Genomic DNA, 19,256 nt, shown 5'->3' with positions numbered 1-19,256 from the left:
TATCAGGCATATCCCTATTCATCGATATAACTATATTGAGCGGAAAGATGCGCAATTTTTGAATCCGCGCAGCTTCCCGCTCAACCGCCGATGATCACGGTGGGGCAGCCCATGACGATGACGCCGCCATGGGCGGTGCGGTCGCCCATGCGGGCGGCGGGCTTGTTGCCGATCAGCACGGTGGCGGATCCGGCGGTGATCGTATCGGGCGGACCCACGCAGACGCAGGTGTCGCCAACCACGGCCGCCGGCAGGAAGCCGATCAGCACATTGGGCACGCAGGGCGCCAGCACCGGGCCGCCCACATGGGGAACGGTGCCCGTGACCATGGGGCAGGTGTGCATGTCGGTCATTCGTGCGGCCAGCGGCATGGTGGTCCTCCGATTGGTCAGTCGAGCGGAATGGTTCCCGCCTCCAACCGCCCGTCGCGGAAGTCGAAGCAGGCAGCGCGGGCGGGGTCCTGGGATTCGGTGACGATGCGGCTGGCCGGACCGAAGAAGCGGGCCAACTGTGCCCCGTCGCAGGTGGGCAGGAAGATGCGGGTGACACGCGGGTCGTAGAAGCGGAACAGCACCGCCTCGCCATCCGGCATCTGGGCGAAGGTCAGCTTACGCAAATGCTGGCGCATATCGTCGAACCCCACTGCCGTGCACAGCAGGATGAAGCGGTGGTGACCCCATCCTTCCGCGACGAACTTCCGGGCCGGCCCCTCGCCTTCGTCCAGCGCCAGCAGATAGGGCGCCACTTCCGCCAGTTCCGTCGCTGCCTCTCCCTTGTAAAGCGACTGGACCGTCAGTTCGTCCTGATGCGCGAAGAGGAAGGGGAAGATCGACGGGTCGGATGCGGCATCCACGACCAGGAAGCAGCGTTCCGGCGGGTCCAGCGCGGCATTGCGCGCCCGCATGATGTCCAGAAGCCGTTCCGTCCGCTCCATGATAGCCACCTTCGTCATCTGTTCACCCGGCGGTGGTGCGGATCAGCTTCACGTTGGTCTCGTCCGGCCGCAGCGCCGTGAAATAGAGGGCGAGGTTCTGTTCCTCGCGCACCTGTGCCCATTGCGGCGTGGCGGTGTTGATGCGGAAATAGGCATAGCGCAGGGAGCGCAGCGGCAGGTCGGGCGGGGCCACCCGCAGATATTCGATGGGCAGGCCGAACAGGGCCAGCTTGCGGACCTTGGCCATCTCGGCGCGGCTGGTCAGCTTGCCGTTGTTCATCAGCTCCGTTTCCAGCTTCTCGCCGCTGAAATTGCTTTCGATCATCAGGTAGTATTGGTTCTCGCGACCTTCGAAGAAGCGGGAAGGGATGTCGGCGGTATAGAATTCACCGTTGAATTCCAGCGGGATGCTGGTTTCCGACCCCAACGACAGGCGCTTGACCATGGCGCGGATGCGCGATGCGGCTTCGGCAAAGCACAGGCCGATCCGTTCATGGTCATAGGCGGGCAGGCCGTTACCGTCGCCTGTCTCCGGCGCGCCATCCAGGCCATATTCGTCGGAGAAGCTCGACAGTTCCGCCACGATGGTCAGCAGGGTGCGGTAGGCCTCGGTCGGATGCGTCCAAGGTGCCTCGGCCAGACCGCGCAGCGTACCGGCCTGGCGGTTCAGAACCTGGAGGATCAGGGTGCGATAGACGTCCTGCGGGTTGGCCGCCGTGCCGCGCAGCACCCGCTCACGCTTCAGTTCGGCGAATTCCAGGGCGCGGTGGCGCAACAGGTGATGCAGCCGTACCGCCTGGTCCAGCAGGCCGGAAACGGCGTCCAACGCCAGACAGGGCGGTATCTGTTCCGCCGACAGGTTGAAACCGCCCTCCTGTGGGTTCAACTCCCCCAGGCGCAGCAATTCATGCCCGTCAGCCAGCGACTGGAAGCCCGGATCGGTGTCCAGCACGATTTCCGGGTTCAGGTTGAGGAAGGGGATGTCCACGTCCAGGCCCTGCGGGTCCAACTGGTCGCGCTGGCTTTCATGGGTGACGTGGAAGCGGCGGCGGGGCTCGCCCGCCCGCACCGCGCCGTCGACATTGGCGCCGGTGCCGGCCGGTGCCGGCACGGCCAGGAACAGGCGCAAAGGCCGCGTGGCACTGCGCGCCAGCTGCTGGCAGTCACGGGGTTTCAAGGTTGCGTTGACGGGACCGTCGGGGCCGGTGCGCAGATAGGTGCCGGAACGGAACAGGGCCTCGCATGCCACGATATCGATCGTGCCATGGGCCAGAGCATCGGCATTCAGCGACAGACGGCGCAGGCCCCAGCCATGCGGGCCCGCCAGCGTGTGGAAATGCTGGCGCAACGCATCCTGGCGTCCATCCAGCAGCTGGAAATGCTGCGGTGTCAGGAACAGGCCCTGGTTCCAGTGAAGGGGGCGTATTTCCGGCCGGATCATCCTGGTTCTCCTAATCGGGGCGACAGGCCGTCTCGGGCCCGTCCGTCCGGCTCCTGGCCACGCTGGTCAGGAAGATGTGGTTGGCGAACAGCCCCCGCCCCGCCGCGTCGCGCCTCAGCAGCGCCTCACGCAGGTCGGGCAGGCTGATATTGGTCTTCACCGCCTGGTCGCTGCTGACCGCAAACAGCGGTTCGGGGCTGAGAATGGCCACCACCATCTCCTCCCCGAAGGGGCAGCTGACCGTGAAGGTCCGGGGCGGGGGCAGGATTTCGGCCTGTTCCAGTACAAAGCCTGCCGCCCGCGGCCGGGCCTGACCGGCCATGTTGGGATAGATCTGCTGGATGGTGCCCGTGGCGCTGACATAGATCAGCGAGGGGAAGCCCGACATTTCCGGCAGCACCGCGCGCAGTTCCAGACTATCGCCCTCATAGAGGCGGCGCTGGCCGTTGGCAGTATCGATGGTCACAGGCTTGCGGCCGGGCGATGCTGAGGGGCCGTAGGGCTTTATGATGCGCAACACCTCGCAGAAGGGCCAGGCATGCACGTCGACCCGGCCCGTCACCTCGCCCACGCCTGGCACCTGAGCTGCCTCCCGGAGCAGCCGCTCCCGATCCTCGTTGGAACGGACATAGCCGGTCAGGGTGGCGGCCGGCCGTTCACCCGGTTCCACCTGCAATGTCAGGTCGGCGCAATCGAACGCGGCGGCCAGACGCTGCAGCGACGGACGCGGGTCTTGCGCCACCTCGATCGCCGGTATCGCCGGTGCCTGCAAGGCCCAGAGCAGGGACGCGGCCGGCAGCAGCAGGGACACGACCAGCAGGACGGCCAGCAGCGCCCTGGGACTGCCGCGCAGGGTGGCGGGTGGCGGTGCCGCCATCTCATAGGGCTGCGGGGTCAATCGTGCCTTGATGAAGGTGGCGGGGGCCGCCGGTGGCGTCTTCAGCGCCTGTTCCACCCTGCCCAGCAGGCGGCCGAATTCACCCTGCCGGTCTGCATGTCCCTCATACTGCCCCTCGAAACCCAGGGACAGCATCAGGAAATGGATCTCGCGCAGCTCGTCCGCGTCGGGCAGCAGCTCCTCCAGATGGGTATAGAAACGGTTGCCGGCGGTATGGGTGCCGAAGCGGCGGGTCTGGAGCGCCGTGCCGGCCCGCCACATGCCGCGCTTGGCCAGTCTTTCATCGATCCAGGCGGTGACGGCATGGGCAGCCAGCTCCACCTCGCGGGGCAGGTATCCAGCCCTGATCGCTGCATCCTCCGCCTGCGACAGCAGACGTGCCAGCTCGCCTACCACCTCGCTGTAGGGCGGGGGTTGGCCGGGCTGTTCGAAACTGCCGTCGATGGCAAGGCCATAGCTGATGAAATCCGAGAAATAATGCCTGAGCCGCATGGCGAGGGCCTCCGTCACAGGACCGGTTGGATGACGCGGGTCGGCACGGCCGGGGGGCCGGGCCGTTCCTTGTTGAAGCCGGGCTCCAGCTGGATTTCGGCGGCGACGGTGACGGTGGCGTCGGGGCCCGCCGTTTCATGCAGCCGCTGCCGGACCTCCGCCGTCAGCCCGCCCTGGTCGAAGGCGGAGAGGGGGAAGGACCGGCGCCCGCCTGTGAAATCCCGGGCGAACCGTTCCAGCAGGTCGTCGCCCCCCGTCCAGGATCTTGAGATCAGCAGCGGTTCGCCGCGGCCCAGTTCGGTCGGCAGCGATACGGTGATCCGGATTTCCTTGCAGTCGTCGCGCTTCCAGGAAAGGTTGACGCGCCGCGGCATCGTCATGCCGGGGGAGGTGGCGGTGAAGATGGAATGGTTGCACAGCATCTCCACCTGCGTGCCCTGCGGCCCCTCCGTGATCTGGCCGATGCGAGTGGCGGCGGTCACCGACAGGGTGCCGGCGGGAACGGGTCCCGGCACCTCGCCCGGCTGCCGCACCCGCTCGGCGAAGGCGGTGAAGACAGGGTCGATGGGCATTTCCGTTTCCATGATGGTTTTCGGGCGCGTGCTGTCCTCGACCAGAAAACCGGACAGCCAGTCCTTGATGAAGCGGGCCAGATCGCCCTGGTCGCCGCTCAACTGTGCTAGGGCCTGCGCCGGCGGCTGGGACCGGGTTTTGGAGAGGATCTGGGCTGACCATTCCTCATTCACCCTCACCGACGCGTCCTGCATGGCCAGACGCAGCAATGTCCGCGGCGCGGCCTCCAGCACGGTCAGCGCCTTGAAATCATCCTGTTCTCCGCCCTCCAGCTTCTGATGAAGCGCGCTGAACTGTTCGGCGGCCTGCCAGAGGGGGGCGCTTGCCTTGGCACTGGGCGCGCCGCCCGCCTTGAAGGCATCGACCGCCAGCTCGTACCCGGCCTGGCCGTCTTTGGCCTGGGCCAACTGGTTGGCCAGCGCGAACAGACGCGTCGATGCATTGGGCCATTGGCTGACCAGTGCCTCTTTCAGCGCGCGGGCCCAGGGGCGGAACTGGTCTTCAGGTGTGGTGGCGAACACAGCCGCCTGCAGGTCGCGCCACAAGGTTTCGAAAGGGTGGCGGTTGCGGTTGGCCAGCAGGTTCTTCAGGCCGGCCGGGTCCTTGACCCACAGGGCCGCCCCCTCCCCGAACCGGGCCAGGAAGTCGCCCCACGCTTCCTGCCGCGCACGGTGGAAATCGCGGGCCAACTGGTCGGCCAGGGCCGGGTTGCCGGCGCTGGCGCGGACGAGGTCCAGGGCCGGACCGATGCCACCGGTCCAGGCCTCGGCCGTGAAGGCGCCGCCCAGGGGCTGGCTGTCCTCCACCATCGGCTGATCCCAGAAGCTGGACAAGGGACGCGGCTTGCCCAGGCCGCCGGCCCAGGCCAGCAGGTCGGCGACGGATGGTGGCGCCGTCGTCCATCCCTGATCGCGCAGGCTGACCAGACGGGCCCGGTCGGCGACAAGGTCAGCCTCGGGCCGCCAGGAGAGGTAGGAGAGGTGGGCCTTCAGCAACCGGCCGGGATCCAGGCCCAGATAGGTCAGGCGGGTGCGCAGTTCCGCCGTTCCGGGGGCATCATGGGTGCAGCCGTTACCCGTACCAGCGCAATTCTCCAGCAGCGACAGGCTTTCCAGTACGGCCAGGCGCACACCGAAACCAGTGCCGTGATCGATATCCTGCTTCATGGCATTATAGAGCCCTTCGGCCACCGATGCGTGCCAGGCCGTGACCCAGGCCTGGCGCAGGGCGGCCATCTGCGTGCGGGCTGGCCGGCTGCCCAACGGCATGGCGGCGGCGGCCGCATCGAAGGCCGCGATGCTTTCCGCGCAGTGGGTCAGCCCGGCCAGTCCGCCGGTGCCGGCCCGATCCAGGCAGGCTTGTGATGCCTGCTGGCGTGCCGCCTCCAGCGCTGGCACGGGCCAGAGGATGGCAGCGGTGGCCAGGATGGAAAGGGCGAGCGCTGCGACGCCGGTGATCAGGGCCAGACGGCGGCGGCGCTGACGACGACCACCGGTGGACCGGGCCAAGGACGCATCGCGCGGCACAAGTGTGGCGAACAGGTCATGGGCAAAGGCCGGGATGTCCGCCCCGCCAACCAGATAGACGCCACGCAGCCGGGCCGTGCGCTGCAACTGCACCGGTCCGGCTTCGAACAGGCTTTTCAACAGGCTGCCCAGCGGCTCGCGCAGCCGTTCCACCTGTCCTGTGAAGGCATGGATGGCCTGGCGCGCGGTGGGCGTGTCGGTCTTGGCCAGCAACCCCAGCTGCAGGCGATACAGGGTTGTGGTCAAGGCATCGAAGGCGCCGGTCCAGACGGCCAGCGCGGCATCCGGCGTCACCCCTTCCGCGAAGGCGTGGCCGACGGCCTGACTGCGCACCTCTTCGGGCAGCAGGGTCAGGAAGGTCTCCGCCCCCTCCAGTCTGTCGGCGCCGGAGACCAGCACATAGACGGGGATGTCGATGACCAGCGTGCGCAGCAGCTCATCGATCATTCGGCGCAGGTTGACGACCAGGTCCTGGCGCGTCTCCTCCGCCGCTGGCGACAGGCTTTCCACGGGTATCAGCAGCAACAGCCCATGCAGGGGCATGTCAGGGCGCAGCCGGTCGCTGGTCAGCAGCGCTTCCAGCCACAGACGGCGGGTGGCGGCATCCGTGCGGGCACAGATGAACCGGTCGGCAAGCTCCACCACCACGCCCGCTCCAGGAAACCAATGGTGCCACAGCCGGCCCGGATGGGCGCCATGGTCGGGCGATGGCAGGGGCGACTTGCGTGCGGCATGTGCCAGCAACGCTCGGCCCGCCCGGCCATCGCCCAGCATGAACAGCCAGGGCAGGCGTTGCAGGGCCGTAGGGTCCAGCCCTTTCAGGGTGGACAGCGCGTCGGCTGCTGCAAGCCGCAGGTCGCGCCGCGGCTCCGGATCGGCGGCACCCGCCTCACCGAATTCCTGCTTGTAGTGCCGCAGGAAACGCCATTCCCGCCACAGCGGCCAGCCGCGCAGCACCAACCACAGGAGGACACTCACCAACAGGATGGCCATGATGGCCCAGAGCAGGGCCGGCGGCAGTCGGTCGCCCCAGCGGATCAGGATGGCCGCCAGCGCCACGACCAGCAGCACGACACCGGCAATGGCCGCCACCTGCGACGGGGGCCGCAGGCCGGAGGCGATGGAGGGCAGGGAAGGCAGTTTCATCGTCGGCCTGGGGTCGGGAAGAGGGAAGGGGGCGGGGAAGGTGCGGCGGATCTCATCCGGCCATCCCCGCCAGGGTCAGCAGCGCGCGCCTTGCTTCGGCCGGCCCTGGCACAGGCGGCGCCGGTGCAGCACCGCCTGTGCAACTGGACCGCCTGACGGTGGCAGGTGCCGCCAGGAAGCGCTGCACCAGGTCATTGGCGCAAGCGGACGTGGACAGGACATCGTGCCCCGCCCCGGCCACCGGCACGAACAGGGCGCCCGGCAGGTGGCTTGCCACCCCGCCCGGATCGGGCGGGGTCACGGCGTCCCATGATCCGGCGAGGACCAGTACCGGCAGGCCTGACGGCATGGCGGGCTCCACCGCCGGTTCCGGTACGGCTCCCCAGGCGGCACACATCGCCATGTACGGCAGCCGGTGCGACAAGGATTGCGGCGCGTCGCCCGGTCCGGGCATGTCTTCGCGGCAGGTCAGCGCCAGATGGTGACCGAGTGCTATTCGTGTCGGCGCCTGCATCGCATCCAGGGCAGCGACCAGGGCGGGATCACCGCCATCAGCCAGCGCTGTTGCGGCGGCGGGCGCCAGATTGCGGGTGTCGGGTGCGCTCATCAGCGCCGTGACGGCGCCGGCCTGCACCGGGGGAGAGGTGCGGGGCCAGTCCGGGAACAGGATTGCCAGCGCCATACCCAGCCGTGGGTAATGGCGCTGGCAATCGGCAGAACGGCGGCAATCATCCACCAGTGCGGCCATGATCGCGGCGCGCCCCGCCGCCAGCCTGTCGTCATAGAAGGGGCGCCAGGGTGGGCGCAAACTGTCCAGCACCAGTCCCGCAACATGGTCGGGATCATCCTGCGCCGCCAGCAGCGCCAGGCGGGTGCCGTGGGAGATGCCGTAAAGGAACCAGTGCTCGATCCCCAAAGCCTTCCGCAGCCGGGTGATGTCGCGGGCCAGCACCGCACTGGACAGGGCAGCGGGGGCGGCGCCGGCCTGATCCAGCCGCTTGCGGCAATCGTCGATCCGCTCACGGTCCAGGTCCAGGGCGCTGCGGATGGCGGGGCAATCCAGCGATGGCAGGGACAGGCCGGTGCCGCGCGGGTCGAAAAGGATGATGGTGCGGGCCAGCCGCCAGCGGGCCAGCCGGTCGCGCCAGACCGCGAGATCCACCGATGCGGACATGCCCGGTCCGCCCGGGATCAGCAGCATCGGCGCCCCTGGTCCGCCCTCCAGCCGGGCAAAGAATATCTCCTGCGCCGGCGCCGGCCCATCGGTGCCGGCCGGCAGGCGCACGATGCCGCAGCTGGCCTGCCCGTCGCCGGCCAGGGCCGGCGGGCATTGCAGCGGCTCCGGCGCGTCGGGGGCGGCGGCAATGCCCGGGCCGACCGGGAACAACGATCCCGACAGCACCAGCAGGCAGATGAAAAGGGGGCAGCGCATCGGCGGATCAGGGCAACAGCGTGCGGACCTCCACACGCCGGTTGCCCGCGGCGTACGGGTCCCCCGGATTGAGCAGTTCGTTGAAGCCCTTGCCGACAGGCCGCAGGCGGCTGCGGTCGACCGAATGACCGGTCAGATAGGCGACCACGCTATCGGCCCGCCGCTGGGACAGGCTTTGATTGTATGCGGCGCTGCCCCCCATGTTGGTATGGCCGGAGATTTCGAAACTGTATTGCTGGAGCTGATTGTTATTCAGCGCCTTGACCAGGGCGTCCAGTTGCTGGCGCGCCGGGCCGGTCAACCGGTCGCTATTATGCTCGAACGCCACCTGCAGGACGATCTTGGCGGCGGCGGCCGCTTCCGGTCGGGGCGTGGCCGGCCCGGTGATCTCCACCCCCCGTTTGCGGATGCCCGACATTTTGGCGGGCGCGTCCGCTGGTGGCGGCAGCAGTCCCTGGACGATATCGTCCGTCTCCATGATCTTGTCCTGCTGCGCATGGGATGGAGCGCCCACACAGAGAATCGCGGTAGCCATGGCCATGGCCATGGACAGGATCGCCAATCGGTTCATCGGGATGGCCCTCCGGCATTTGTGACGAGTTTGATTTCAGAAAATCTCTCTAAAACTGTGGCTGGCGTCCAGCTTGACCAGAATTCTATGATCAACCACGCCATAAGCGTGTGCAGATGGCGAGGCCTGATTCCTAAGGTTCGCGAATTGGCGAGTCAACAGCATTCAGGGCAAATGTTCTATATGCGATGAACAGCAGCGGATCATGAATATAAGTGTCATCGGAAGATTAGTAGAATAAATTGATATGGTTGTGTATTAACAATGTAAATTGCCGAGAATAGGAGGATTCAACATTTTGTATATATTTTATATTCAATGACAGCATTTAAATTCATTGAATACAAGATTAATGTAGTTTTAACTACGACAATGATCAAGATTTTCATGGTAAGATTTAAAATTTATATTATATGTACAAGTTTCATATACTTGATGATTTACTAACAAAATATTCCGCGTATTATTGAATACAATTATAGGAACGAAACTTAGAAATACATGAAATTTTTAACTTATTATTGACTGATATCGATTCCGACCTTTAAGAAACCTGCAATGCCAAAATGGCCGCCTGCTCATGGCGGACCTGGATTCAAGAAAAGCGATATTCCGGACCTTCATTGGAGGGATAGATGGGGCAGTGCTGGATGCGGTCCGCCTTGTGCGCGGGCCTGTTGGCAGGGGGATGGGCGACGGGCGCGCAGGCGCAGCTGATCCCGCCCCTGCCGGAAATTCCCCGCAACAATGTCAGCGATCAGACGGTCACGCAGAACAGCCTGACCACGACGATCCAGGTGGTGACCACGACCATCAGTGCCCGCGTTTCTGATGCTATCCGCCCGTCGCGGCCGCGCGTCGGGGGGCAGACGCCGAAGCAGACAGCGATGATCCCGATCCAGCTGGCTTCGTTGGAAGTGACGCCCGACATGCTGTTCGCGGAAGCGACCGGGAGCGCTGGCGGAACGGTTGGCACGGCCGGTGCCGCGCAATGGACCGGCTGGGCCAATGCCTCGCTGTCCTGGCTGGAGGATGATTTCGCAGCCTCGCGCTATGATGGCCGGGTCTATGCCCCTCTGCTGGGCGTGGACCGGGTGCAGGACGGCGTCGTCACGGGTGTGTCCTTTGGTTACGAGCGGATCGACCTGGACACGGATTTCAACAACGGTTCCCTGATCGGCGACGGGTTGTCCATCACACCCTATGTTGGCGTGCTGTTGAACGACGATGTCACCCTGGATGCGGGCCTGGGCTATACGCGGCTGAATTATGACCGGGCGGAGCGGGTGCGGGCGGGCGCCGCCGCCATCCGCCGCGATTTCGATGCCAATCGTTTCACCGCCTTCACCAACCTGACCGGTTATGCCCCTGCAAGCTGGACGGGAGACAGCGTCAGCGTTGCGGCCGTTGGCGGCCTGTCATGGACCGTGGAGAAGCAGAAGGCGTCGGTGGACAGTGCCGGCCAGCGCATCGACAGCGGCACCAACAAGGTGGGCCGCGTAACGGCAGGTCTGAGGGTCAATGGCAACCCGACCCTTGCGGCCGACGGCACGGCGGGGTTCGAGCCCATGGCCAGCCTGACCTATCAGTATGACTTCCATCTGTCCGACGACACCCAGACGGGGGAGCGGATCCGGCCGCGCGAGCGGTCCGACCTGCTGGCCTCGGCCGGTTTCGGCTTCGGCCTGACGCCGGGTGCCAGGATGACGGTGGAATATAGCCGCCTGTTCGCCCGCAGCGAATTCGACAGCCAGACCGTGCTGGTCAGCGCCCGGATGGAATTCTGATCCCTCTCCGGCGTTCGCACCGCACCCGTTAAGCCGTTTCAGCGTGGGGAGACCCCGACCATGTCCACTGTCACCATCTCGTCCGGTTCCATCAACATGGCCGCTGTCCAGCCGGCCCCGGCTGCCTTCGTGTCCTTTGAAAGGGGGCGGCTGGTCACGCAGTTGCCGGACGGCACGACCCATGTCTTCACCGGCGATTTCGACTTTACCAGTTCCGGGGCCCCCACGGGCAGCATTACCCAGATCGAGGTGTTTGCCGGCAGCGCCACGGGAACCCTGCTGCACCGCATGGCGGGACTGACACTGGATTTCGGCCAGGCCATCGCCCTGTCCGCGCCGGGTGCTGATCCGTTCGGTCTGGACCGCGCCGCCTTTGCAGGCAGCGACAGTTTCACCGGCGGGTCGGGCCGCGACGTGATCCTGGCCGGGGCCGGCAATGACACGCTGAACCTGACGGCCGGCGGCGATGATCTGCGGGGCGAAGGGGGGGATGACAGCTTTGTCGGGCGCGAACAGGCGGTGCTGGCGGGTGCCAGCCTGTCGGGCGGGGATGGCACCGACGCGCTGCGCCTGGAGGCGGCGGGCCTGTCCCTGACGGCGACCAGCCTGACGGGCATCGAGCGTCTGGTACAGACGGTGGCGGGCGGGGGCGTCACCCTGACCGCCGATCAGGCTGCCGCCCTTGTCGCCTTTATGGGTGTGGCGGGTTCGGGCGAAGGCTTTACCATCCAGATGGGCGGGCGCACCGTGCTGGATCTGGGCCGGGCCGGCTTCATCGGGGACGGGCTGGCCGATGCCGGTGACCGGATCACCGTGAATGGCGGGTCGGCCACCGCCGCCCTGTCGATCACGGGCAGTGCCATCGACGATGTCATCACAGGCGGCGGCGGCGGTGACACCTTGGCCGGCGGGCCGGGCAACGACCTGTTCATCATCGCCGCCGCGGGGCATGAGACGGGTGACTGGTACAATGGCGGGGCCGGCGCCGACACGGTGCGGGTGGATGGAAACCGCCTTGCCCTGGCTGGTGGACAGTTGGCCGGCATCGAAAGGCTGGTCCTGACGCAGGCGGGTACCTCGGCTGGCCTGGATGCATCCCTGCTGAACGGCCAGTTGCTGGCCATCGAGGGCACGGAGGCCGGCAGCGAGACGATCCGGACTTCGCTGTCGTCAGGTCGCCTGGATTTGTCTTCACTGACATTCGGGGCAGGTTTCCAGCAAAGAGGCGATATTATCGGGGTCGACATCCTTCCCACGGCGTCGGGTGTTGAAGTGGTGGGCAGTTCCATTCGCGACTTTGTGCTGGGTGCCGCCGGAAATGACACGCTGTCCGGCGGGGCTGGCGATGACGATCTGTCCGGCGGGGCCGGCAATGACAGCCTGACCGGGGGTAACGGTAACGATGCGCTGACCGGCGGCGCCGGAGCTGACAGCTTGTCCGGCGGTGCCGGGCGTGATCTGTTCTTCATCGCTGCAGCCGGTGACGAGACGGGTGATCGCATCGATGGCGGGGAGGACAGGGACCAGCTTTACCTGGACGTGTCAGGGATAAGGCTGGGCGCGGGTCAGCTGACGGCGGTCGAGGAACTGATACTGCGTTTTGCCAGCGGCGATCTCTGGATTGACAGCAGCCTTCTGGAGCAGCAATCCCTTAGTATTTCGGGCACGCAGGCTGGTGCCTACAATGTGCGGACCAGTCTTTCCGCCGGGACGCTGGATTTGCAGCAGGTCGGATTTGGCGGCAGTTTTCTTGAGGCGGGCGGCCTGATTACCGTCGATGCCATCGCCGCCACCGAGGGCGTGCAGGTGCTGGGCAGCTTCATCGATGACCATGTCACCGGCGGCCGCTTCGCCGACACGCTGTCGGGCGGCAGCGGCAACGACCTGTTGCGCGGCGATCCGGGGCGCGAGCCGGGGGAGGTTGGCAATGACGGGTCCCGGCAGCTGACGACGACGAGCCAGGCCTATCTGACGACGGCGGGCAGCAGCCTGGTCAACGGCCTGGGCGGGACTGCCGGGTTCGGGGAGGCCGGATTGAGTCCCAACGACGACGGCTCCTCCACCTCCATCGACATCCGGTCGATCTTTGGCGATGGCGGCCTGAACTTCTTCGGGGCGCAGCGCCAGTCGCTCTACGTCAATACCAATGGCAACATCACCTTTACCCAGCCGCTGTCGACATTCACGCCGTTGCCGATCGGTACCAATCTGAGCTTCCCCATCATCGCGCCCTTCTGGGCCGACGTGGATACGGAGGGAGGGGTGGGCGCGACGGTGACGCCGGGCGGCACCTCCACCGGATCGAACAGCGTCTATTACGATCTGGACACCGCCAATGGGGTCTTGACCGTCACCTGGGACGATGTCGGGGCCTTTCCCGCCGGGCGCAACCCGACCAATGCTTTCCAGCTGCAGCTGGTTGACCGCGGCAGCGGTGATTTCGACATCATCTTCCGTTACGAGGCGGTGAACTGGTCCTATGGCAGCCTCAGCAATGGGCTGCACGCGCGGGCCGGGTTCTCGTCTGGTACCGGCACTTCCTATGAGATTCCGGTTTCGTCGACCGCCGGCATCCTGGATATCGACAGTGTGGCGGCAACCCCGGGAACCCAGGGTGCGACTGATCGGGTCGGCGTCTATATCTTCAATGTGCGCAACGGTCAGGTGGTGGCCAGCGGTGCCGCCGACAGTCTGGATGGTGGTGGGGGCGATGACACGCTGCAAGGCGGCGTGGCCGGCGACACGCTGACGGGCGGGGACGGCAACGACACGTTCCTGTACGCCACGGGCGACAGCTACGCCGCGTCCGCCGACCTGATCACCGACTTTGCCGTCGGCGATGTGATCCGCGTACAGGATCTGGTGATGACGGGTGCCGTCACGGCCGGAAACGGCACAGGGCTGATGGCGGGGCAGGTGCAGGTCGCCGCGGCGAACGGCTTCACCCTCGTGCATCTGGGGGTCGACCAGACCGGCGGCGCCGACCTTGTCATCCGTCTGACGGGTGAATTCGCCGCTGAGCGCTTCACCACGGCCAATGGCGTGCTGGGGCTGACCGCACCCGCCGCGGCACCCCCGCCGGAGCCGGAGCCCGTTTCCCTCGGGGCGCTGGCCGGCGTCTTGCTGTCGGCATCCATCGATCCGTTCCTGCTGTTCTGACCAGGAGGGTGTCCGATGCCTGGTCCGGTTGACGACAAGCGCCTCGCCGCTGCCCTGATCCCGATCCCGCCCAACGGGACGGGGGAGGATTGCCGCAGCGATCCCCTGTACGAGGCCGTACAGGCCGAAATCGATCGCCTGGGGTCGGTCGGGGCCGGGGCTATCGACTGGCGGCTGGTGCGGACCAACAGCCTGAGGCTGCTGGAAAAGAAGTCGAAGGACCTGCGGCTGGCCAGCTATCTGGCCCTGGCCCTGCTCTATACGGAGCGCCATCGCGGGCTGGCCGTAGGACTAGCCATCCTTGAGGGGCTGGTCCGCGATTTCTGGGACGGGCTTTATCCCAAGCGCGTGCCGCCCCGCCTGTCCGCCATTTCCATGGTGGGCGAGCGGGCGGCCCTGGTCATCCAGCATGCCACCCTGTCGGCGGATGATATCACCGCCGCCGCCGAATTGTCCGACCAGCTGGCCAGCCTGCGCGCGCAACTGGAGGCGAAGGCCGGCGACGCGCTGCGGGAACGGGCACGCGATGGCGATGGCGGGCTGGACCCGCTCTGGAGCCAGCTGCGCGAATACCGGGCCAAGCTGGCCGTGCTGGCGCCGACCAAGCCGGCGGAGAAGGCAGCCGAAACCCAAGCCGCCGAGACGGAGGAGATCGTCAGCAGTGAGCCCGCTGCCGACACGCAGGCGGCGAAGAAGGCGGACCCGGTTGCGGAGGTGCAATCCACGCCATCGACGGTGGCAGCGGTGGTCCAGCAATCTCCACCCCCACCGCCGCCCCCGCCGCGCCCGGTGGACCTGTCCAGCCTGACGGGTTGGGTGCGGGAGGAGACCGCGAAGCTGCGCGCCGCCAATCTATCCGATGCCCGCTCCTACTTGCTGCTGCGGTTTTCCGAGTGGCTCAGCTATGACCAGCTTGTGCTGAAGGATGGCAAGCTGGATGTGACCGGACCTGCGGCGGCCACCAGGGCGACATTCGCCACCCTGGTGGCCGCCGGCCAGTTTGCCGAACTGGTGAACCAGGCGGAAACGACCCTGGTGCAACGCCATCTCTGGCTGGACCTGCACCGCTATACCGACCTGGGCCTGCGCGGGCTGGGGGAAAAGCATGAGGCGGCGCGCCGGGCCGTGCGCGGTGCTGTGGCCGCCTTGCTGGTGCGCCTGCCCGACCTGCCCAAGGCGCGCTTTTCCGATGGCGCGCCGGTGGCGGACGCGGAGACCCAGGCCTGGCTGGCGGAATTCATGGGCGGCACGTCGTCTGCGGCGGCGGCCGATCCCGTGGCCGATCTGCTGTCGGCTGCTGCCCAGCTTCGTGCCAAGGGCGATGTCAAGGGGGCTCTGGCCCTGTTTACGGCCGGAACGGGAGGCGGTGGGGGGCGCGAGCGGTTCCGCCGCCAGCTGGCCCAGGCCCGCTTCGGGTTCGAGAACGGCATGATCGGGCCCGTCCTGCCCATGGTGGAGGAGATGGCGGCGGAGGCGGCGCGGCTGGACCTGGCCGAATGGGAACCGGCCTTGGTCGCCGAACTGCACCGGCTGGCCTGCCAGTGCCTGACCCATGCCGACGCCGCCAAGGTCCGGTCCGACCTGGACCGCCGGGCGGGGCTGCTGTCGCATCGCGGCCGCTTGTTCCGGGTCGATCCGGCGGCAGCCCTGGAGTTCGGGAAGATCTGATCATTCTTTGCCAAGAGAGGAGACGCAGCCATGTCATCGGATGTCACCGTCACACCCAAGGAACGCGTCAACATCACCTACAAGGCGGCCACCGGCGATGCGGTGGAGGAACAGGAACTGCCGCTGAAACTGCTGGTCCTGGGCGATTTCAAGCGGCGGGAGGACGAGGTACCCCTGAACCGCCGCGTGCCGGAGAATGTCAACAAGGACAATTTCAACCATGTCCTGGCCGCCATGGAGCTGTCGCTGGATCTCAAGGTCACCAACAAGCTGGTCGAGGGCGGATCGCAGGACGAACTGCCCGTGGGCCTGAAGTTCGAGACGATCCGCGATTTCGAACCCGACCGCATCGCCGAGAACGTGCCGGAACTGCGCCAGTTGCTGGAGCTGCGCAAGGCGCTGTTGATGCTGAAGGGCCCGCTGGGTGATGTGCCCGCCTTCCGCAAGGCCATCCAGGAAGTCATCGGCAATCCCGGCAAGCGCGAAAGCCTGCTGAAGGAACTGGAGCTGTTTTCCGGCCCCGCCAATTCCTGAGCCCCCGCCAGCTTGAAGGACGCATACCATGACCGATCTGCAAGAATCCCCGTCGGCCGGCACCGCGCTTGTCGGGGAGACCTCCATCCTCGACAGCATCCTGGACCCGATCAAGCCGCGCCTGGAGGATGACCTGGTGGGCAAGGCCCGCCAGGGCGTGGCTGCCTTCATCGCCGAGATGCTGAAGCCCACCAAGGAGGAGCCGAAGATCAACGGCAAGGCCATCGACGCGCTGATCGCCGGCATCGATGCCAAGATCAGCGCCCAGATGAACGAGATCCTGCATCACCAGGATTTTCAGTCCCTGGAATCGGCCTGGCGCAGCCTGAAGTTCCTGGTCGACCGCACTGACTTTCGTCAGAATATCTGTATCGAGGTGCTGAACGCTACCAAGGAGGAACTGGCCGACGATTTCGAGGACGCGCCGGAATTCACCAAATCCACCCTATACCGTCGCATCTACAGCGCCGATCTGGGGACGCTGGGTGGCAAGCCCTACGGTGCCATTGTCGGCAATTTCGACTTCTCGCATAAGTCGAATGATATCAAGCTGCTCCAGGATATGGCCCGCGTTGCCGCCGTATCGCACGCCCCCTTCATCGCCGCGGCCGCGCCGCAGATGTTCGGTCTGGACAGTTATACGGAGCTGGAGCACCGGCAGGATGTGAAGGACATCATGTCCGGCGCACCCTTCGACAAGTGGAACGCCTTCCGCGAGAGCGAGGATGCGCGCTATGTCGCGCTGACGGCGCCGCGTTTCATGCTGCGCCTGCCCTATGGGCCGGAGACGCTGCCGGTCAAGAGCTTCGCCTTCACCGAGGCGGCGGCGGGCAAGAGCGAAGATTATCTGTGGGGCAATACGGCCTTCGCATTTGCCTCGCGCATGACCGACAGTTTTGCCAAGTCCGGCTGGTGTTCCAACATCATCGGCCCGCGCGCCGGCGGCACGGTCGATAATCTGCCGCTGCACACCTATCAGCATGCCGGGCGGCACCGGAACATGGTGCCCACGGAAATCCTGCTGTCCGAGCGCCGGGAGCTGGAACTGGCCGAGGCCGGCTTTGCCGCCCTGGTCATGCGCAAGGACAGCGACAATGCCGTGTTCTTCTCCGCCCAGTCGGTGCAGAAGCCGAAATTCTTCGGCATCTCAGACGAGGGCAAGCAGGCGGAATTCAATTACAAGCTCTCCACCCAGCTGCCCTATATGCTGATCATCAACCGGCTGGCCCATTACATCAAGGTCATCCAGCGCGAGGCGGTGGGCAAGGTGACCGATCGCACGGCGCTGGAGAACGAGTTGAAGAAATGGCTGATGCAGTATGTATCGGCGCATGACAATCCGTCGGCCGAGATTGTGGCCCGCCGCCCGCTGCGCAATGCCCGCATCGATGTGACGGATGTGGAGGGCGAACCCGGCTGGTTCCGCGTGCAGATGAGCGTGACACCCCATTACAAGTATCAGGGTGCCTATTTCACCCTGTCGCTGTCCGGCAAGCTGGATGCGCGGAAGTAGGAACCGATAAGGGGGGCGGTCCCTGCGGCCGCCCCCCTATCGCTGTGCGGTGGCCAGCTTCACGGCCAGGCCCACAAAGACCAGGGCGGCGATACGGTTCAGCAGCACCTGCCCCCGGTCCGACGCGCGCAGCCAGCGGCTGATGCCGCCCGCGGCAAAGGCGATGGAGGAGAAGGCCACCAGGGCGCAGGCCATGAACACCCCGCCCAGCACGAACATCTGCACCACCAGACTGCCGCGCCCCGGATCGGTGAATTGCGGCAGGAAGGCCAGGAAGAAGATGGCCACCTTAGGGTTGGTGACATTCATGATGATGCCGCGCAGATAGAGCTTGCCATACGCGCCGCGCGCATCCGCCCCGTCCGACAGGTTCTCTGGCCCCGCGCGCCAGGCGCCCCAGGCCAGATAGAGCAGATAGAGGGCGCCAACCACTTTCAGGGCGGTGAAGGCCAGGTGCGATGTCTGGAAGATCACGGCCACGCCCAGGGCCACGGCGGTGGTGTGGGCGATCAGGCCGGTACAGAGGCCCAGTGTCACCATCACGCCCTTCCACGGTCCCTTCAGGGCCGACTGGGTCAGCACGAAGAGATTGTCCGGCCCCGGCGCGAAGGCCAGCAGCACGGCCGTGACGATGAAGGCGGCCAGCGTGTCCAAGGCGATGGGCATCGCGCACCTGCGGGTAAATGGGGCGGGGGGTATGTCCCCGCCCCGGATGGTCAGCGCGGCGCCAGACGGATGGCACCGTCCAGGCGGAAGCTTTCGGCGTTCAGATAGGAATTGCGGCAGATCTCCAACGCCAGGCTGGCATATTCGGCCGGGCGGCCCAGACGCTTGGGGAAGGGGACGGAGGCGGACAGGCTGGCCCGGACATTGTCGGCCATGCCGGCCATCATCGGGGTTTCCATGATGCCGGGCAGAATGGCATTGATGCGGATGCCTTCGGCCGCCAGATCGCGGGCCACGGGCAGGCTGATGCCCAGGATGCCGGCCTTGGATGCCGTATAGGCAGCCTGACCCATCTGCCCGTCGGTGGCGGCCACCGACGCGGTGTTGATGATCACCCCGCGCTCTCCATCCTCCAGCGGTTCCGCCCCGGCCATGCCGGTGGCGGCGGCCACGATGCAGCGGAAAGTGCCGATCAGGTTGACCTGGATCACCTTTTCGAACAGGGCCAGGGAATGGCCGATCGCGGCACCCGTCTCGCGGTTGCGGCCCACGGTCTTGGCCCCGGCCACGATGCCGGCGCAGTTGACCAGGATGCGCTCCTGGCCATGGGCGGCGCGTGCGGTGGCAAAGGCCGTGGCCACGCTCTCCTCGCTGGTCACGTCCACGGGCACAAACAGGCCGCCAATCTCTGCCGCCACCTGTGTGCCGCGCTCGGCATTCAGGTCGAATAGTGCCACGCGCACGCCCGTGGCGGCCAGGGCGCGGGCCGTCGCCTCGCCCAGGCCGGAGGCGGCGCCGGTCACGATGGCGGCGATATCCTTGTTCAAATTCATGGTTCTCTTCCCGTCCGGTCGGTCTGTCGTTGATGGCTTGTCCGGCTTGGCCGTCGCCATCTTCTGCATAACCGCTTCCGGTC

General features: G+C 66.2%; 14 protein-coding genes. 5 read left to right on the top strand and 9 right to left on the bottom strand.

The genetic code is table 11. From position 1 onward, the window contains the following. Window positions 1-80: 80 nt before the first annotated feature. The 7 genes from AC1Q7F_RS11600 to AC1Q7F_RS11570 are packed head-to-tail and all read right to left on the bottom strand — an operon-like array spanning window position 81 to window position 9,013. Window positions 81-371: a PAAR domain-containing protein gene (locus tag AC1Q7F_RS11600; protein WP_492506877.1), complete on the bottom strand. Its 291-nt coding sequence runs from the start codon at window positions 369-371 to the stop codon at window positions 81-83. Between the two features lie 17 nt (window positions 372-388). Next, window positions 389-952 (bottom strand): DUF4123 domain-containing protein, encoded by a 564-nt coding sequence (locus AC1Q7F_RS11595; protein ID WP_492506875.1) that lies wholly within the window; start codon window positions 950-952, stop codon window positions 389-391. A gap of 4 nt (window positions 953-956) precedes the next feature. Then, window positions 957-2,375 (bottom strand): type VI secretion system baseplate subunit TssK, encoded by a 1,419-nt coding sequence (gene tssK, locus AC1Q7F_RS11590; RefSeq protein ID WP_492506873.1) that lies wholly within the window; start codon window positions 2,373-2,375, stop codon window positions 957-959. 10 nt (window positions 2,376-2,385) lie between these two features. Beyond that, complete coding sequence (locus AC1Q7F_RS11585; RefSeq protein ID WP_492506871.1) at window positions 2,386-3,765, bottom strand: DotU family type IV/VI secretion system protein; 1,380 nt, start codon at window positions 3,763-3,765, stop codon at window positions 2,386-2,388. Window positions 3,766-3,779: 14 nt separating this feature from the next. Then, on the bottom strand, window positions 3,780-7,010 hold the full coding sequence (locus AC1Q7F_RS11580; protein WP_492506869.1) for a type VI secretion protein IcmF/TssM N-terminal domain-containing protein: 3,231 nt from the start codon (window positions 7,008-7,010) through the stop codon (window positions 3,780-3,782). A gap of 52 nt (window positions 7,011-7,062) precedes the next feature. Beyond that, the gene (locus AC1Q7F_RS11575; protein ID WP_492506867.1) at window positions 7,063-8,442 is read right to left on the bottom strand and encodes an alpha/beta hydrolase; all 1,380 of its coding nucleotides are present in this window, start codon (window positions 8,440-8,442) and stop codon (window positions 7,063-7,065) included. Window positions 8,443-8,449: 7 nt separating this feature from the next. Then, window positions 8,450-9,013, bottom strand: coding sequence for an OmpA family protein (locus tag AC1Q7F_RS11570; RefSeq protein WP_492506865.1), 564 nt, complete (start codon window positions 9,011-9,013; stop codon window positions 8,450-8,452). A gap of 635 nt (window positions 9,014-9,648) precedes the next feature. Between AC1Q7F_RS11570 and AC1Q7F_RS11565 the strand changes: the two genes are divergently transcribed. Genes AC1Q7F_RS11565 through tssC form a run of 5 tightly spaced genes read left to right on the top strand, consistent with a single transcriptional unit; the run spans window position 9,649 to window position 17,674 of the window. Continuing rightward, window positions 9,649-10,800, top strand: a complete 1,152-nt coding sequence (locus AC1Q7F_RS11565) for an autotransporter outer membrane beta-barrel domain-containing protein (protein ID WP_492506863.1) — start codon at window positions 9,649-9,651, stop codon at window positions 10,798-10,800. Window positions 10,801-10,860: 60 nt separating this feature from the next. After that, window positions 10,861-13,959, top strand: coding sequence for a beta strand repeat-containing protein (locus AC1Q7F_RS11560; RefSeq protein WP_492506861.1), 3,099 nt, complete (start codon window positions 10,861-10,863; stop codon window positions 13,957-13,959). A gap of 15 nt (window positions 13,960-13,974) precedes the next feature. After that, on the top strand, window positions 13,975-15,627 hold the full coding sequence (gene tssA, locus AC1Q7F_RS11555) for a type VI secretion system protein TssA (protein WP_492506859.1): 1,653 nt from the start codon (window positions 13,975-13,977) through the stop codon (window positions 15,625-15,627). Window positions 15,628-15,657: 30 nt separating this feature from the next. Continuing rightward, on the top strand, window positions 15,658-16,161 hold the full coding sequence (tssB, locus tag AC1Q7F_RS11550; RefSeq protein WP_492506857.1) for a type VI secretion system contractile sheath small subunit: 504 nt from the start codon (window positions 15,658-15,660) through the stop codon (window positions 16,159-16,161). 28 nt (window positions 16,162-16,189) lie between these two features. Further along, the gene (gene tssC, locus AC1Q7F_RS11545; protein ID WP_492506855.1) at window positions 16,190-17,674 is read left to right on the top strand and encodes a type VI secretion system contractile sheath large subunit; all 1,485 of its coding nucleotides are present in this window, start codon (window positions 16,190-16,192) and stop codon (window positions 17,672-17,674) included. Between the two features lie 36 nt (window positions 17,675-17,710). Here the strand turns inward: tssC and AC1Q7F_RS11540 are convergent, their stop codons facing one another. Together AC1Q7F_RS11540 and AC1Q7F_RS11535 are read right to left on the bottom strand one after the other, a co-directional pair. Then, complete coding sequence (locus tag AC1Q7F_RS11540) at window positions 17,711-18,340, bottom strand: LysE family translocator (RefSeq protein ID WP_492506853.1); 630 nt, start codon at window positions 18,338-18,340, stop codon at window positions 17,711-17,713. A gap of 50 nt (window positions 18,341-18,390) precedes the next feature. Continuing rightward, window positions 18,391-19,173 carry an SDR family NAD(P)-dependent oxidoreductase gene (locus tag AC1Q7F_RS11535; protein WP_492506851.1) on the bottom strand — a complete coding sequence of 261 codons (783 nt, stop codon included), beginning with the start codon at window positions 19,171-19,173 and terminating at the stop codon, window positions 18,391-18,393. Window positions 19,174-19,256 lie beyond the last annotated feature (83 nt).

It is taken from the genome of Niveispirillum sp. GW835-FHT14G11 (assembly GCF_058793615.1).
This window is presented reverse-complemented; position numbering and strand designations above follow the sequence as displayed.

Coding starts and splice junctions, on each gene's coding strand:
- AC1Q7F_RS11600 (WP_492506877.1), bottom strand. CDS start 371: ATGCCGCTGGCCGCACGAATGACCGACATGCACACCTGCCCCATGGTC.
- AC1Q7F_RS11595 (WP_492506875.1), bottom strand. CDS start 952: ATGACGAAGGTGGCTATCATGGAGCGGACGGAACGGCTTCTGGACATC.
- tssK (WP_492506873.1), bottom strand. CDS start 2,375: ATGATCCGGCCGGAAATACGCCCCCTTCACTGGAACCAGGGCCTGTTC.
- AC1Q7F_RS11585 (WP_492506871.1), bottom strand. CDS start 3,765: ATGCGGCTCAGGCATTATTTCTCGGATTTCATCAGCTATGGCCTTGCC.
- AC1Q7F_RS11580 (WP_492506869.1), bottom strand. CDS start 7,010: ATGAAACTGCCTTCCCTGCCCTCCATCGCCTCCGGCCTGCGGCCCCCG.
- AC1Q7F_RS11575 (WP_492506867.1), bottom strand. CDS start 8,442: ATGCGCTGCCCCCTTTTCATCTGCCTGCTGGTGCTGTCGGGATCGTTG.
- AC1Q7F_RS11570 (WP_492506865.1), bottom strand. CDS start 9,013: ATGAACCGATTGGCGATCCTGTCCATGGCCATGGCCATGGCTACCGCG.
- AC1Q7F_RS11565 (WP_492506863.1), top strand. CDS start 9,649: ATGGGGCAGTGCTGGATGCGGTCCGCCTTGTGCGCGGGCCTGTTGGCA.
- AC1Q7F_RS11560 (WP_492506861.1), top strand. CDS start 10,861: ATGTCCACTGTCACCATCTCGTCCGGTTCCATCAACATGGCCGCTGTC.
- tssA (WP_492506859.1), top strand. CDS start 13,975: ATGCCTGGTCCGGTTGACGACAAGCGCCTCGCCGCTGCCCTGATCCCG.
- tssB (WP_492506857.1), top strand. CDS start 15,658: ATGTCATCGGATGTCACCGTCACACCCAAGGAACGCGTCAACATCACC.
- tssC (WP_492506855.1), top strand. CDS start 16,190: ATGACCGATCTGCAAGAATCCCCGTCGGCCGGCACCGCGCTTGTCGGG.
- AC1Q7F_RS11540 (WP_492506853.1), bottom strand. CDS start 18,340: ATGCCCATCGCCTTGGACACGCTGGCCGCCTTCATCGTCACGGCCGTG.
- AC1Q7F_RS11535 (WP_492506851.1), bottom strand. CDS start 19,173: ATGAATTTGAACAAGGATATCGCCGCCATCGTGACCGGCGCCGCCTCC.